Raw genomic sequence first — 15,357 nt, 5'->3', positions numbered from 1 at the left:
TTCTTTGGTTCTTTCTTGTATCAAGACAAGAAAGAACGTGTAAATCGCTCTTTGTAATGCATTACCGTTGCGATGCAACGTTTCACCCTTGCTCTTTGGAAAAGGTGTTGCGTGCATCGCAAAATAATTTGAACACCTCAATACCCTGGGTTAAAACCCAGGGCTAATGTGATTTGCCCTTTCAGGGCGATTTATGTGTGCGACTAAAGACATGTGCTAACTAGTGAGTTCTTAAATCGAGATCCCTCGACTACGCTCAGGATGACAATGGAGTTGTAAATGTTACGCCCCTACGGGGCGGGAAAGGTTGTTTGTTGTTCGTGAAACTAATGTCATGTTGAGCACTAGCGAAACATCTCATTATGTCGGTCAGAGATCCTTCGCTGCGCTCAGGATGACAAGCAGAGTTGATAGTTGATGGTTGATAGTGAAAAAAAGCATTTCACGAAACACTAAACTCCAAACACCCCTAAACACTATATACTGCACACTATTCAATATATCCTTCGCTTTACAGAATGACAAAAGGAGTTTATAAACGAAATTGGATTAAGATCTAATATCGAACGGTAGGGTCTAAAAAACCTAAAAAAAATCTAAACAAAAAAAGACAGGCCAAAAGCCTGTCCTGTATATGGTTAGGTATTAGTAAGCAATCACAGCGTTCCTCTACTGAAACCTAAGTGTTGAAAATGTTGTTGAAAATTTTTAACTTTACTGCGATTATTTCCAATCCTTACTAATACCTGAACCATTTGAAATCCCCGGCTGTGAAGTCGGGGGTTTCGCTTTATTTGAGCGCAAAACTAGCCAAAAGTTTAATCCTTATTCCTGGCAATTTTATGTTGTAAAGTAGTTTTAACGTTTTTTTCAACAGGGCAGAATTGCTATGCAACTATTTGGTATTTTTGTAAACGTTCCGGAAAACTAATAAACGGTGAGCAAGGAGAATGATATAAACATTGTGGAAACTCCGCTGATGAAGCAGTACTTGAGCATCAAGCGTAACCACCCCGATGCCATACTGCTTTTCAGGGTTGGCGATTTCTATGAGACATTTGGTGAGGATGCCATTAAAACCTCGGAGATTTTAGGGATAACCTTAACCCGCCGGGCAAATGGTGCTGCATCGTTTGTTGAACTTGCCGGATTTCCACACCATGCCCTTGACACCTATCTGCCAAAGCTTGTACGTGCCGGCCAAAAGGTGGCAATTTGCGAGCAGCTCGAAGACCCCAAAAAAACCAAAACCATAGTAAAAAGGGGAATTACTGAACTGGTTACCCCGGGAGTTTCGTACAACGATAATGTTCTGGAGCGTAAGGAGAACAATTTCCTGGCCTGCGTCTATCTCGATAAAAAAGCGGGAGGAGTGGCTTTCCTTGATATATCCACCGGTGAGTTTTACACTTCCGAGGGAAATTTGGACTATGTGGATAAGCTTATCAACAACTTTAAGCCCAAGGAGATACTTGTTGAGCGAACAAAGTACAAGGAGTTCCTCGAGCAGTTTGGAAGCAAGCATTATGTAACGCGGCTCGACGAGTGGGCCTTTAACGAGGATGCTGCTCGCGAAAAACTGACAAAACACTTTAAAACCCAATCACTAAAAGGGTTTGGTGTCGACTCGTTGCGGTTTGGAATTACCGCTGCTGGCGCCATACTCTACTACCTTGATGTTACCCAACACACACAAATAGGACACATTCAGAGCATTTCCCGTATCGACGAGGATAGCTTTGTATGGATTGACAGGTTTACCTCGCGCAACCTGGAACTGTTCAGCTCCATTAACGAGGGAGCCAAAACTTTCATTGAGGTTATCGACAAAACCTCCTCGCCCATGGGCGCCCGCCTGCTGAAGCGTTGGGTAGCCTTACCCCTAAAAAATACCGACTCCATTAACGATAGGCTAAACGTTGTTGAACTATTTGTTAACAACGAGGATATGCGCGCTACCCTTACCGACAAGATAAGGGATATGGGCGATGTGGAACGAATCATTTCAAAGGCTGCGGTGGGTCGTATTCAGCCCCGCGAGATGGTACAGCTAAAAAATGCCTTAAGCCTGATTGATGAGGTTAAAACCATCTGCGATCAAAGCGCTGAACCCACGCTGCTTCGCATATCGGAGCAGCTGAACCCCTGCCACCGCATACGCGAGCGCATTGAACAGGAAATTGTCCCCGATGCTCCCATGATGCTTGGAAAGGGTCAGGTGATTGCAAAAGGTGTTAACGCTGAGCTCGACGAGTTACGCGACATCCTTTTCTCCGGCAAGGAGTACCTCTTAAATATCCAGCAGCGCGAATCGGAGCGAACGGGAATACCGTCGCTTAAGGTTAACTTCAACAACGTTTTTGGCTACTATATTGAGGTTAGGAATACCCACAAGGACAAAGTTCCAGCGGATTGGATTAGGAAACAGACCCTTGTATCGGCGGAACGCTACATTACCCAGGAGCTAAAGGAGTACGAGGAGAAAATTCTTGGCGCTGAGGAAAAGATATCCGAGCTGGAGCAAAACCTTTACCAGAACCTGGTTCACAGCCTTGCCGAGTATGTGGGCTCCATACAGCTTAACGCATACCTCATAGCCCAGCTCGACTGCCTGCTATCATTTGCCCACTGCGCAGTTGAGTTCCAGTACAACCGCCCCCAGGTTAACCTCGACGATGTAATTGACATCAAACAGGGACGACATCCGGTTATTGAGCGCATGCTGCCGGCAGGCGAGCAATACATAGCCAACGATGTTTACCTCGACACACGCGAGCAGCAAATTATCATAATTACTGGGCCCAACATGGCCGGAAAATCGGCATTGCTAAGGCAAACCGCCTTAATTGTGCTTATGGCACAAATGGGCTCGTTTGTTCCCGCCCAAGCGGCCTCAATTGGTGTAGTCGATAAGATATTCACCCGTGTTGGGGCATCGGATAACCTGTCGCTTGGCGAATCGACCTTTATGGTGGAGATGCAGGAGGCTGCCAGCATCCTGAATAACATCTCACCCCGGAGCCTGGTGCTACTCGATGAGATTGGTCGTGGAACATCAACCTACGATGGCATTTCAATTGCCTGGGCAATTGTTGAGTACCTGCATGAACACCCCAGCGCAAGGGCAAAAACCCTCTTTGCCACTCACTACCACGAGCTGAACGAGATGGAAAAATCGTTCCCACGTGTTAAAAACTACAATGTAACCATAAAAGAGGTCAACAACCAGGTTATTTTCCTGCGTAAGCTGGTTAGGGGTGGCAGCGAGCATAGCTTTGGAATACACGTAGCCCGGATGGCCGGTATGCCCCCAAGCGTGGTAAAACGCGCCAACGAGATACTTGCTGAGCTGGAGAGTTCCACCCAACGCCAATCGCTAAGCAAACCGGTTGATGAGCTTGGCACCCACCGTGAGGGCTACCAGCTAAGCATCTTCCAGCTCGAGGACCCCGTACTAAAGCAAATACGTGACCAGATTAAAAAGATTGATATCAACAACCTTACTCCCATCGAGGCGCTTAATAAGCTGAATGAGATTAAACGCCTTACCGGGCTTTAAACCAAATCCCAAATACCCTTTACACTCAGGTAGCGCTCACCAGTATCGTAGGCAAAGGTTAAAATTCTTGGGTTGGCCTGTTTTACTGACAGCAGTTTTTTAACGGCTGCAATATTTGCACCGGTTGATATCCCAGCTAAAATCCCTTCGGTTCGGGCAAGTAACCGCATGCATTCAATCGCCTCATCGGCTTTTACCGTAATTATTTCATCTATCACACCGCGGTCGAGGTTTTGAGGCACAAAGCCAGCCCCAATCCCCTGAATGGGGTGCGGAGCCCGTTGCCCGCCGGAGAGAACAGGCGAGTCGAACGGCTCAACTGCTATTACCTGAATGTTGGGGAATGCTTCTTTAAGTGTTCGACCAACGCCGGTGATATGCCCGGCAGTACCCACCCCGGCCACAACCATATCGAGTCCATCCGGAAAATCGGCTAAAATCTCCTTGGCTGTGGTAAGTGAGTGTGTGTTTGGATTGGCAGGGTTGGCAAACTGCATGGGCATCCATGCCGATGGCAGTTGAGCCATAAGCTCCTTTGCTTTATCAATTGCGCCATGCATACCCTGCGCTGCTGGTGTTAGAATAATCTCAGCTCCGTAAGCTTTGAGTATTACCCTTCGCTCAACCGACATGCTCTCAGGCATGGTCAGTATCAACCTATAGCCTTTTACAGCCGCAACCATGGCAAGGCCAATCCCGGTATTACCCGATGTTGGCTCAACTATAACACTGCCCGGTTTCAAAAGTCCTTCCCTTTCAGCATCCTCAACCATTGCCATGGCAGCCCTATCCTTGATACTTCCGCTCGGATTGCGCCGCTCATCCTTAAGCCAAACCTCAGCGTTTGGGAAAATCCTGCTAAGCCTAATGTGTGGGGTTGCTCCAATTGATTTATCGATACTCAAGTATTTCATCTATCACTTCATTTTATGGTTAAACTTTCCCTGTTGTACAATCACTTTGCTCTCATGGTAAACCATTGAGAAAGGCGGAACGCTTTTGATAAGCCATACATTCCCGCCTATTACGCTATCATGTCCAATTACGGTCTCGCCCCCAAGTATGGTGCTGCCTGCGTAAATAATCACATCGTCCTCAATGGTGGGATGGCGTTTTGTGGCCGATAGGCTCTTCGATACGCTTAGCGCGCCTAGGGTTACGCCTTGGTACAGCTTTACCCGCTGGCCTATTATGGTTGTTTCGCCAATCACTACTCCTGTTCCATGGTCGATACAGAACTCCCGCCCAATGGTTGCTGCCGGATGAATATCAATGCCTGTTTTACTATGTGCGTACTCGGTAATCATCCTTGGCAAAATGTTTACCCCTACCCTATGCAGTAGGTTTGCAACGCGGTAATGGGCAATGGCAAAAAATCCGGGGTATGCAAGCAGTACCTCCTCAAGGCTTTGTGCTGCTGGGTCGTTTAGGTAGATAAAGTTTGCATCGTGGCTAAGTGTATCAAGGACACCTTGGAATCCTTGGTAAACAATTTCCAATTGCCTTTGGCATTGACTGGTATCGGGATTAAAATACCGTAACGCCTTGTAAAGTTTACTGTAAGGCTTTTCTGTATCAACCGTTTGTCCGGCACCAAGCAAACTTTCAATAACCAGCTCTGTAAGGCTATCGCTTAAGTCCTCAACCATTCGGCGGGTTTCAATGTAGTTAAGTTTGTTCTTTTCCATAAAATCAATCTGTTTACCGTTTTAGTAACTAAAAGCCATATAAAATGAAAAAGCCCCTCCGGGTATGTACCGGAAGGGCTTGAGTTATGGATTGAGTTAACTAGTTCTCAACATCGCGCATAGCAATTCCCCTGCGGTACAAACCTATACCACATACAACACCAGGTAGCAGCTATGCTTTCAATGTTTCTCATGCCACAAAGATAATTAAATCCGAATTCGTCAACTGTGATAAGTAATTAAATGTTTTTTGTGCATCTTCTGGCTAATCTCCTCAAAAAATAATGCGTTCCTATTATTTAGCCCGGTTAAATTTGTTAATTCATGGTCATTTAATTTAGCCGTTCACTTTTTACTATTCCTCTAACTTCATCTAACTCCATCATATTCTGTTTATTCCGACTCATTCAACCTCATTTCCGCCTCAAACATTGCGTTTCACGGCTCACGTTTAACGAACTAATACTTCCTCTAACTTCTTCTAACTTCCTCATATTCCGATTCTTTCCGAGTCATTCCGCCTCATTCCGATTCATTCCATCTCATTCCGATTCATTTCTTACCATTCAGAATTAAAATGGCTTGGTTAAGCCTTGTAAGGGTTTCGTCCTTGCCCAGAATTTCGCAAATATCGGCAATCCCGGGGCCTTTCGATTCGCCAACAAGGCAAAGCCTTACAGCGTTCATAACCTTGCCCATGCCGTAACCCTTAGCGTTGATAAGGTCTTTAAGCGCTGTTTCAATCTCGTGCGAGTTCCAGGAGCCCAATGCTTTTAGCGTTTCGCTAACATCTGTTATCATATCGGGTGTTTCGGGCTTCCAGTGCTTGGCAACAGCTTGCTGGTCGTACTCCAGGGGGCGTTCAAAGAAATAGTTTGTTTGCCCCCATAGCTCATGCACAAAGTTAACGCGCTCCTTAACCAGCCCAACAATTCGTGTGAGCTTGTCGATTGGTACATTGATATTGTACTGTTCAAGAACAGGCTGGAATAGCTCAGCAACCTCGGCGTCGGATTTGCGGATAAGGTACTGGTGGTTGAACCATTTTGCCTTTTCCGGGTCGAAACGTGCGCCCGATTTGTTAACGCGCTCAATGCTGAAGAGCTTTATGAGCTCATCCATGCTGAACAGCTCCTGGTCGGTTCCGGGATTCCATCCCAAAAGGGCAAGCAGGTTCACAAATGCCTCGGGAAAGTAACCATCCTCGCGGTAACCACGCGATATTTCGCCATCAGCGCTTTTCCAGAGCAGCGGGAAAACCGGGAATCCCATTTTATCGCCATCGCGCTTGCTCAGCTTGCCATTCCCCGATGGCTTTAGCAGTAGCGGAAGGTGTGCAAACTTTGGCATCACATTCTCCCAGCCCAGGGCGCGGTAAAGCAGCACGTGCAGGGGCAACGATGGTAACCACTCCTCGCCACGGATAACGTGCGAAATCTCCATAAGGTAATCGTCGGTTACGTTGGCCAGGTGGTAGGTGGGTAGCATATCGCTACTCTTAAACAGCACCTTGTCGTCAAGGGTTGATGTGTTAACCCTAACCTCGCCGCGGATAAGGTCGTGCATCACCACCTCCTCGTTCTCAGGCATCTTAAAGCGAATAACCCATTGGTCGCCACGCTCAATGCGGCGCTTAACCTCATCGGCTGGTAGTGCCAGGGAATTCTCCATCCCATTCCTTATGGCGTAGTTATATGTAAATGCCCCGCCTTGGGCTTCGGCCTCGGTGCGCATTTTGTCCAACACCTCGGGTGTGTCAAAGGCATAGTATGCATGACCGCTCTCCACAAGCCTATCGGCATACTGCTTGTATATGTGCTTGCGCTCGCTTTGGCGGTAGGGCGCATGCGGGCCACCCTCACGAACGCCCTCATCTATCGTTATTCCGCACCAGTTCAGCGCCTCGTTAATATACTCCTCGGCGCCGGGGACAAACCGTTGCGAGTCAGTATCCTCAATTCTGAGAATGAAATCGCCACCGTGCTGGCGGGCAAAAAAGTAGTTGAATAGCGCTGTACGCACTCCTCCAATATGCAAAGGGCCGGTAGGACTTGGTGCAAAACGCACCCTAACTCTACGATTACTCATTTTCATCTAAAATTTTGCGCAAATGTATGAATAAAGCAGGTTACAGCAAAAAAAAGGAGAGCTTTACTCTCCTATGATATTCTTGTAGTGCTGGTACCTTTCCATTATCTCCTTCACGTAGTTTGTGGTTTCAACCCCCTTTAACCTGCCGTGCCTAACAACGGGGTCGTTAGCAAACTGGGACTTATTCCGGATAAAGTACTCCACGTTATTGTCCCAAACATTGGGGTTTCGACCGTGTTTCCGGGCAAGGTTTCGGGCGTCAATTATATGGCCTATCCCTGCATTGTACGATGCTAGCACAAACTTTACCATTTCGTCCTTGGGAATATCGTAAGCGGCAAATCGGTCTTCCAGCCACTTGATATACTTCACGCCGACCTCAATTTGCTTGACAGGTCCAACCGTACTATCAACTCCGAAATACTCGGCGGTTTGGGGCATCAACTGCATAAGCCCCGATGCGCCCCTGTGCGAGGTAACATCGTGCCTGAAGCGCGACTCCTGGTAAACCAGCGAGGCTAAAAGCCGCCAGTCCCAGTCAATGCCCTGGCTGTACTTCTTAAAGTACTCGTCCCACGGCGAAATCTTGCCGGTGTAAATGAAAAAGTAATCGCTGCTGGCGCGCCTGTTAAAGCGTTCCTGGGCAAAATACTTTAGCTCAATATTGCGGTAGTGAGCCGTTTTTAGGTAACCCTCCAGCCAGGTATCAACTTTTTTCCGGAGCTCAACGGAGGTTTTCCTTACAGCCCAGGCCGTTTTTTGCGGGAATCCTATTTGAACATCTATGTTGATATTCTTGTAGTAGTTTGATTTTACCAGGGCTACGGACTGGTCGCAAACTGCATAATCGATTTCCCCTGTAGCTACCAGCTCAATCAGCTTGTCGGCATCGTAGTTAGGGAGCTCAACAACGGTTATTCCCCCACCTATTTCATCGGATAGGTTTTTTAGGCGCTGTGCGCCTGCTGAGCTTTTTTGCACGTAAACCAACCTACCCGATAGTTCAAGCGGTTTTTGAATGGCAGGAGCGCCGTTTTCATCGGGTATCCTTTGAACCAGCACCTGGCTGGTTTCGCCATGTGGCAAGGTAAAATCAACCTCCTCCTTGCGCTGGGCTGTTATGGCTAAGCTGCTGGCTATGATATCAACCTCGCCCTTCCTGAGCATCTCAAACGATTTGTCGATATCGTTCTCGGTCACGATTTCGAGCTTTACCCCTAAATAGGTAGCTAAATCGCGAAGCATATCGTACTGGTAACCCATTGGTTCACCCTTGTAGATAAAGTAACTTGTTGCGTTATAATCGGTTACAGCAACAAGTTTGCCATCGGCCAGTATATCGGCAAGGTCTCGCTGAACTTCCTCGTCCTTAACCCCTTTTTTCTCACAGCTACTGACCGAGAAAAAAATTAGCATAGCCAAAAAAATCAACCCATTACGCAGGTAAATAACTTTTCGAACCATAATATGACTTTTTTGGTTTAACCAAACAGAAACGCAAAATTAGCCTAAAGTGTTGAATTACAATTGAGAATTTTGACGACTAGTCGTAAAACATCCACGAAACTCCAAACTTAACCATACGTGGATTGTACGGGTAGTGGAGTGTTGTAAAATACTGATTATCAATTAATCCCTGGTTGGCATGGTCAAGCTTAATAAATAAATTGGCACGTTTCCACCGGGCATTCAGGAATACATCGACGAACGGATAGTTGCCAATTTTTCGAACGCGCTGGTTATGGTAAACCCCAAGTGCTGGATTATAGGCATCGGCGTAAAACTCGGTACGGTAGAATCCGCTAACACCAAGCTGCATGGTAAGCACATCCTTTACCACGGGGTACTGCACGTAAAGTGCACCAAACCCCGCAAGGGAGGGCAAGCTTAAAACATCGGCATTGGTGCTTGCCTGCCAAATAACCTTACACACAGCGTTGAACCAACCGAGCCTGAATTTTTCCTGAATGTAGGCCGAGGTTACCGTAACCTTAGGTTCCTGGGCAGGTAACGAGAGCGTGTCAAAGTAAACATAGTTAAGGATATGCTCAATGCTATACCCTGCCTCAAAACCAAACCTATCGGCTCCAAGGCGTGCGCTTAACCTGAAACGGCTCTCCTTTTCAAAAGTGTTGTCCCATTTGTAATGATTTGAAAAATATCGATTTATAAAGATATCGGGTTCCCTATCGGTAATGCTTAGCTCCCCTGCTACGTAAGGCAGCTCCTTCGATTTCCATGGCGATATGGATAAACGGCCAAGCAGCTCCTTATCGGCTGCCCTGTACCCGCTCATGTAAAAACGTGCAGCGCCACTGTACGATAGGTAAGGGCTTTGGCTGTAAACCCCCAGGCCAAAGTGACTGGTGTTGAGCTTGGTATTGCTGTAGGTATATATAAAGTTATCGGGTGTAAAGTTGTAGTAGCTCCCCATTAGGCCCGATACCCATGCCCGTAATCCGGGTATGCCCGGGTATTTGGCAATTTGGCTTAGCTCCACAAGCAGTATCGACTGGTAGGTGGCAAGGTACACCGAGTCGTGGGTAGATGTGGTGCTGATATAAAAATTGCCATAATACGATGAATCGGTTTCGGTATCGGCGTAAACCCGTGTGTAGCGGTTGGCATCAAGTATCAGCTTGGCCGTGAGAATCGATTTCAGATTTTCAAGGCTATCGTTTAGCCTTTTTGTAATAATATCGTAACCCACCACTCCGGCAAAACTCCTTTTACGGTACTCCACCGATGCGTCCTTAAGCCTGAAAGGCACCAGGTTGGGCTCCATAACGGTATCCTGTATGAACCTATCGTCCTCCAGCCCGCCATTTTCCTGATTCCGAATGTATGTGTAAGCAAACGTTCCCTGTGCCGATACCCTATGCCTGTAGTAACTTGCAAAGGCCGTAAAATCGTTATTACGGGTTAGCTGCCTTTCGTATATACCCTTGGTGCTGAAGTAGTCGTACTGCAACCCGAAGTTCAGGTACCTGTTCACATTCTGCGTATGAAAAACCCTAAGGTTTTGCTCAGCATTTCGCCTTTTGCCGGCAGTTGAATACTCCAGCAGCGTATGCGGGCGTCGTACGTTGTACTGCTTCCTATCCAGCACCGGCTGCTCGTAGCTGGAATAGCCCTTTGAAAACAGGAACGGAAAGCTAACCGGCCGTTCAAAAAAATGGTCACTCTGCACAGGCGAGCCCATGTTGCCCAGGTAGGTTAAGGGCGATAGGCTCTTTTGCCCGGGTAGTATCATATGCACCAAAAATAGCGAGCTGTCAAAGGCTTGTGTTTGAACCAAATCATAGGTTTCCCGGTCAAAATACCATGCAAACGACTTGCTCTTAGGGTCTTGAATGCCAAGGTAACCGTAAATGTTGCGCTCATTGGGTTTAAGCGTATCGGTAGCCGACCTGCCTACACCCCTTGCACTACCCTTATCAAAAGGGACATTCCTACCCCTTAGCGAATCGCTCCGGGAGTGTTTACCGGCTAGTGTACGAGCCCCCTCCTGCGAATAGGCGTAGCTGCTCGATAAGCACACCGCCACAAAAAGCAGTAGGCAAGCAAATGGAACTGATAAAAACTGTTTCAAACCAGCTATTTTAGGATTGCAAATATATGAATGATACGCGTTAAACAATGCTAAGTAACACAAAAAAGATTGAAACAGAACAAACAAGCCAGAGTTGGTGCTGACTCGGAATGACTCGGAATGAGATGGAATAAGACGGAATGACTCGGAATATGAGGAAGTTAGAAGAAGTTAGAGGAAGTTAGAGGGAGATGAAGTCCGTTAAACGTGAGACGTTAACCGTTGAAAGTTAAAAGATAAAAGTTAAAGGTTAAATGGACATGGGTAATTTTAAACTCTCTCGCGCGCTTGTAAACGAGTGCGGCATACGCCACTCATTGCTGGCGCGGACTTGTAGTCCGTGACAAATACATACTACACTTTTACTTATTCAAGCTGTGCTTCATTGAAAACACCTTTTAAAATAACCACACGGATTGGCTTTGCCGAACTACAACCGCACGGATTACAACCGACCGAAGGGAGCTCACCGAAGGTAAATCCGCGCGAGCAGAGGAATTATAAAAAACTCAGGCGCAGCCTGTTGCTGATAGCGCGACGGCGGTGCAACCGCCGCCGAACACGGTTCGTTTATTGCTTATTACAGCCTCGGCCTAACTAGGCTTTTTATTGCCTCGGCTCAACTGAGGGGGCTTTTATCCTTAAAGCAGACCTACAGCAAAAATTAGCTTTGTGCCACAAGTTACAAACTTGCGGCAGTTGGGTGGGAGTAAAATTATTTGATTCTTTCTTTTGCTAATTTCTCTATATACTTTGACCCAAAGGTTCTTGGTATTTCATCTCCAAGTTTTTGTTTCCCTTTTTCAACCCAACTACCTGACTCATATTTGTAAATAATTACCTCGCTATCAGATTTTTCATTGTAATATTCAGCACTGCCAGATTCAGATGTTTCTTTATAAGGCCCTTCTAAATCTGTTTTATCTACGAAAAAAGTATAAACATCAAAGTTTTGGATCAATTCTTCTTTATTTTCGGTAAAAAAGTTTCTCGCAGCACAATTAATATAAAACAAAGGCTTGTAATTTTTTTTATCACCACAATTGCCGTTTGGGTCTTCTACCGCTTTAATTGTCCACTTTTCAGGAAATTGTTTTGAAATTGCATAAATACATCCTTGCCCAACATGAACATCTTTCATATAAAACTCATAATATATTGCAGTGACATCGTCCTCCTTTTCAATACTATAGGATGTTGTCCATATATAATCAGGATTTTTAACTAAAGAAAAGAAATCAACGGTGGATTCGTTATTTTGTGCTTTACATGAAGCAAAAAATACTACTAAAATTATAGTTAAATATTTTTTCATTGTATTATTATTTTGTTGTTACTGCTCTAAAATACCCTTTCCATCCAGCGTGTTTGTATAAGGCTTTTCCAGTACGTGTATATATTGATTTTCGTATACAACCTTGGCAATATCCTTCAATGTCTTTTGATAGTGATTCCTCAGCAGCACCCGAGATTCCAATAGCCTCAATCACTGTTACCTTGTCTGTTTCTTTATCATACGACACAACAACACCAGTATGTCCATCACTTGAGCTCCTACTCCATAAGAAAACATCACCAGGTCTTATATCTTTGAAATCCTCTTTTTCACTATTCTTCACATGCTGTAAGAAGCTATCAAAGCTTCCATCTTGCATGCTACTTAGCATAAGTGATGTGTAAAACGGACTTGGAACTTCTTCCAATCCACAAGCCTTCTGTAAGAATCGAGCTACAAATTCGGAACAATCCATCTCATCAGTACCTTTTTCATCTAAACTGGTTCTGCTATCACCACCGCCATATGCATATGAATTACCTAAAAATTCTTCCATTTCTGTTAAAGCAATCTCAATTGCAGATTCTTCTTGGTCTTCTTTTTTCTCCCCCCAAATTTCATTAAGCTTATTTATATCATGAAGAATAACCTCTAATATTTTGTCAATAATGTCCTTATCTTCTTTCTCCTGTTCTCTGGATGGTAATATCAGACCTAAATAATTTAACCATTGTGTTACATCTTTCTTAGATGATTCGCCTATTATTTGTATCACCATATTCATCTTGCCTTCTGTGTCATAAAATGAAATTAATCCATAATTTTTTGTATATCCTGCCTTTATCGATTTATTATACCGAAGCTGACTAAAACTTTTTATTCTTATAGTTTCTCCTAGTACTATATTCTTCCTGGCACTATATATTGCTATTTTATATGATTTTCCTTCTAATTTATAATCTTCAAAATATATACCCTCATTCCACAAATTAAATGTGTTATCATTAGTTTTTAAACCCTTAAAAACTTTTTTGGCAATCCCCTGAAATGATGCCTTTCTTACCGACCAGTTTTTATATTTATCAACACTTAAATAAATATCTTTTATCTTTGAATTATTGTAATAATTCTCATATTCCTGATAAATATGATTAAACAATTCTAATCTTGTTTCTATCTCTCTTTCTTGTTCGTCTGGATATAATCCAAACAAAACATTTCCTAACCATGTAACTCCATAAATTCCTATCTCCCCCTCTCCCTCCTCCTCCAGCCAGCTAAACCATACCCTTTGTGGGTCGTGGATTAGATCCCACTGGTACTTATCGAGCTTGGTGGCATCGGTTGCCGTAGCCAGCCCTGAGCCTGTTGAAGGGTAGTCCATGAGGTTATCGGTTTTGCCCTGGGGTAAAGTTACAAAATTTTTCTCGCTAAAGGTGTGGCGGAGGGAAAAAATTCCGTGGCCCAGCTCGTGGGCAACAGTGCGGGCCAGCGCAGCGGCATCCACATTGCCATCGGAACCGGTGGGTGCCACCACAAACCCAAACTGGCGGTTAAAGGGCATGTAACCCTGCAGGCCACCATCGGCCCTGGGTACCAGAAACAGGTAGGCGGCCTGGGAGTTTATGCTACCCTGCCACGCCTTAAACGCTGAAATTACGCTGTTCATCTCGGGGTTGTACGCGCTTAGCAGCTCATTTTCGGCATGGTCAAGGCCGTTTTCGCCCAGGTCAATACCTGTAAAACCCTTAATAACCTGAACATTCCAGCTTACCACGGCCTGGGAGTATATCCGGTTCAGATAGTTTTGGAGGTTGCCATGAACAGACTGGGTAAAATCAACCCCGGGTAGGGGCACAACGTAAAGGGTAAAGGTCTTGTTCTGGTAAGTTGCAGCCCAAAGCCCACCGGCATAGGCATTCTCCTTGTCCTTTTCGTACTGTGCCACCACGGCGTACTCATCGCCGGGGGTGGTACCCGTAAGGTTGAAGGTTTGCAGTGGGGTGTTAGCGCCTGTAGTAGGAGTAAGGGTACTACCACCTAATATCCTAACCTTTAGCTTGGAGTAGTCGAGGGAGTCGGCACCCCGTCGTACGTGCATCTCAACTGGTTCTGGGATACCGGCGGCAAGGGCTTTCCACGGCAGCTTGTATAGCTTACCATCAATGGAAATGTCGTTATAAAAGTTCTCAAGGGCATCCATCCGCAGGCTATCGAACCCGTACTGGGAATTGAGCGCAGGGGTAAACCGCCCATTGCTGGCGCGGACTTGTAGTCCGTGACAAATACCTCTTACACACTTTATTACTTATTCGAATTTTGCCTCATTGAAAACACCTTTCAAAATAACCGCACGGATTGGCTTTGCCGAACTTCAACCGCACGGATTACAACCGACCGAAGGGAGCTCACCGAAGGTAAATCCGCGCGAGCGGGAGAATTATAAAAAACTCAGGCGCAGCCTATTGCTGATAGCGCGACGGCGGTGCAACCGCCGCCGAACGCGGTTCGTTTATTGCTTTTAACAGCCTCGGCCGAACAGGGGTTCTTAAATCTTAAATCGAGATCCCTCGACTAGCTCGGAATGACAATAGAATTGTAAATATTTTGCCCCTACGGGGCTAGAGACGGCGTTCGTTGTTCGTGTATCGTTGTTCGTGAATGCTACGTTATACTCTCTGTGCAACACGTGTTACACTGTGTAACTCTGTGATACTTGCTGTTGCTCGGTTCATGAGATGGTTGTCATGCTGAGATAAGTCGAAGCATCTCTTTCCCCTTTTACTTTTATATGAAATCCCTCGACTACGCTCGGGATGACAATATCATTGGCTCCCTAACTCCCTTTGTCATGTTGAGAGCAAGCGAAACATCTCATGGGGTAGATTAGAGATCCTTCGCTCCCCGCTAGGGCGGGACAGGCCGCGCAGGATGACAGGTATGTATATTTTGTTAACTAAACGACATTGATACCTTTATATCTATTATGCTATAATGTTACATTAGGAATTGTAAGCAACTTTTTAAAACTATAAAATAAAAAAACAATTATATCCTAATAAAAAAGCCCCGCGGGGTAATCCCGCGGGGCGTAAGGGGGGCGGCGACCTACTCTCCCGCTGTGACGCAGTACCATCGGCGCTGGCGGGCT

General features: G+C 45.6%; 8 protein-coding genes. 1 reads left to right on the top strand and 7 read right to left on the bottom strand.

Features of this window, described 5'->3' with window-relative positions; translation table 11 throughout:
* The first annotated feature begins 979 nt into the window (after positions 1-979).
* Positions 980-3,559, top strand: coding sequence for a DNA mismatch repair protein MutS (gene mutS, locus AB6811_RS07905; RefSeq protein ID WP_369490046.1), 2,580 nt, complete (start codon positions 980-982; stop codon positions 3,557-3,559).
* Here mutS and cysK read toward each other — a convergent pair.
* From cysK to AB6811_RS07870, 7 genes are all read right to left on the bottom strand, one after another.
* A complete protein-coding gene (gene cysK, locus AB6811_RS07900) occupies positions 3,556-4,473 on the bottom strand; it encodes a cysteine synthase A (protein WP_369489911.1) in 918 nt (305 codons plus the stop codon). The two genes, mutS and cysK, sit on opposite strands and share 4 nt — an antisense overlap.
* A gap of 3 nt (positions 4,474-4,476) precedes the next feature.
* The gene (gene epsC / locus AB6811_RS07895) at positions 4,477-5,247 is read right to left on the bottom strand and encodes a serine O-acetyltransferase EpsC (RefSeq protein WP_369489910.1); all 771 of its coding nucleotides are present in this window, start codon (positions 5,245-5,247) and stop codon (positions 4,477-4,479) included.
* Positions 5,248-5,799: 552 nt separating this feature from the next.
* Positions 5,800-7,335 carry a glutamate--tRNA ligase gene (gene gltX / locus AB6811_RS07890; protein WP_369489909.1) on the bottom strand — a complete coding sequence of 512 codons (1,536 nt, stop codon included), beginning with the start codon at positions 7,333-7,335 and terminating at the stop codon, positions 5,800-5,802.
* Positions 7,336-7,398: 63 nt separating this feature from the next.
* Positions 7,399-8,802 carry an MltF family protein gene (locus tag AB6811_RS07885; protein ID WP_369489908.1) on the bottom strand — a complete coding sequence of 468 codons (1,404 nt, stop codon included), beginning with the start codon at positions 8,800-8,802 and terminating at the stop codon, positions 7,399-7,401.
* Positions 8,803-8,881: 79 nt separating this feature from the next.
* Positions 8,882-10,930, bottom strand: coding sequence for a putative porin (locus AB6811_RS07880; protein ID WP_369489907.1), 2,049 nt, complete (start codon positions 10,928-10,930; stop codon positions 8,882-8,884).
* 715 nt (positions 10,931-11,645) lie between these two features.
* Complete coding sequence (locus AB6811_RS07875; RefSeq protein ID WP_369489906.1) at positions 11,646-12,245, bottom strand: hypothetical protein; 600 nt, start codon at positions 12,243-12,245, stop codon at positions 11,646-11,648.
* A gap of 7 nt (positions 12,246-12,252) precedes the next feature.
* Positions 12,253-14,409 carry a zinc metalloprotease gene (locus tag AB6811_RS07870; protein WP_369489905.1) on the bottom strand — a complete coding sequence of 719 codons (2,157 nt, stop codon included), beginning with the start codon at positions 14,407-14,409 and terminating at the stop codon, positions 12,253-12,255.
* Between the last annotated feature and the right edge of the window lie 948 nt (positions 14,410-15,357).

It is taken from the genome of Tenuifilum sp. 4138str (assembly GCF_041102575.1).
In the GTDB taxonomy this organism is placed as follows: Bacteria; Bacteroidota; Bacteroidia; order Bacteroidales; family Tenuifilaceae; genus Tenuifilum; species Tenuifilum osseticum.
This window is presented reverse-complemented; position numbering and strand designations above follow the sequence as displayed.

Excerpts from the sequence above, each read along its gene's own strand:
- AB6811_RS07875 (WP_369489906.1), bottom strand. The coding sequence starts at position 12,245 with ATGAAAAAATATTTAACTATAATTTTAGTAGTATTTTTTGCTTCATGT.
- AB6811_RS07885 (WP_369489908.1), bottom strand. The coding sequence starts at position 8,802 with ATGGTTCGAAAAGTTATTTACCTGCGTAATGGGTTGATTTTTTTGGCT.
- mutS (WP_369490046.1), top strand. The coding sequence starts at position 980 with ATGAAGCAGTACTTGAGCATCAAGCGTAACCACCCCGATGCCATACTG.
- epsC (WP_369489910.1), bottom strand. The coding sequence starts at position 5,247 with ATGGAAAAGAACAAACTTAACTACATTGAAACCCGCCGAATGGTTGAG.
- cysK (WP_369489911.1), bottom strand. The coding sequence starts at position 4,473 with ATGAAATACTTGAGTATCGATAAATCAATTGGAGCAACCCCACACATT.
- AB6811_RS07870 (WP_369489905.1), bottom strand. The coding sequence starts at position 14,409 with ATGGATGCCCTTGAGAACTTTTATAACGACATTTCCATTGATGGTAAG.
- gltX (WP_369489909.1), bottom strand. The coding sequence starts at position 7,335 with ATGAGTAATCGTAGAGTTAGGGTGCGTTTTGCACCAAGTCCTACCGGC.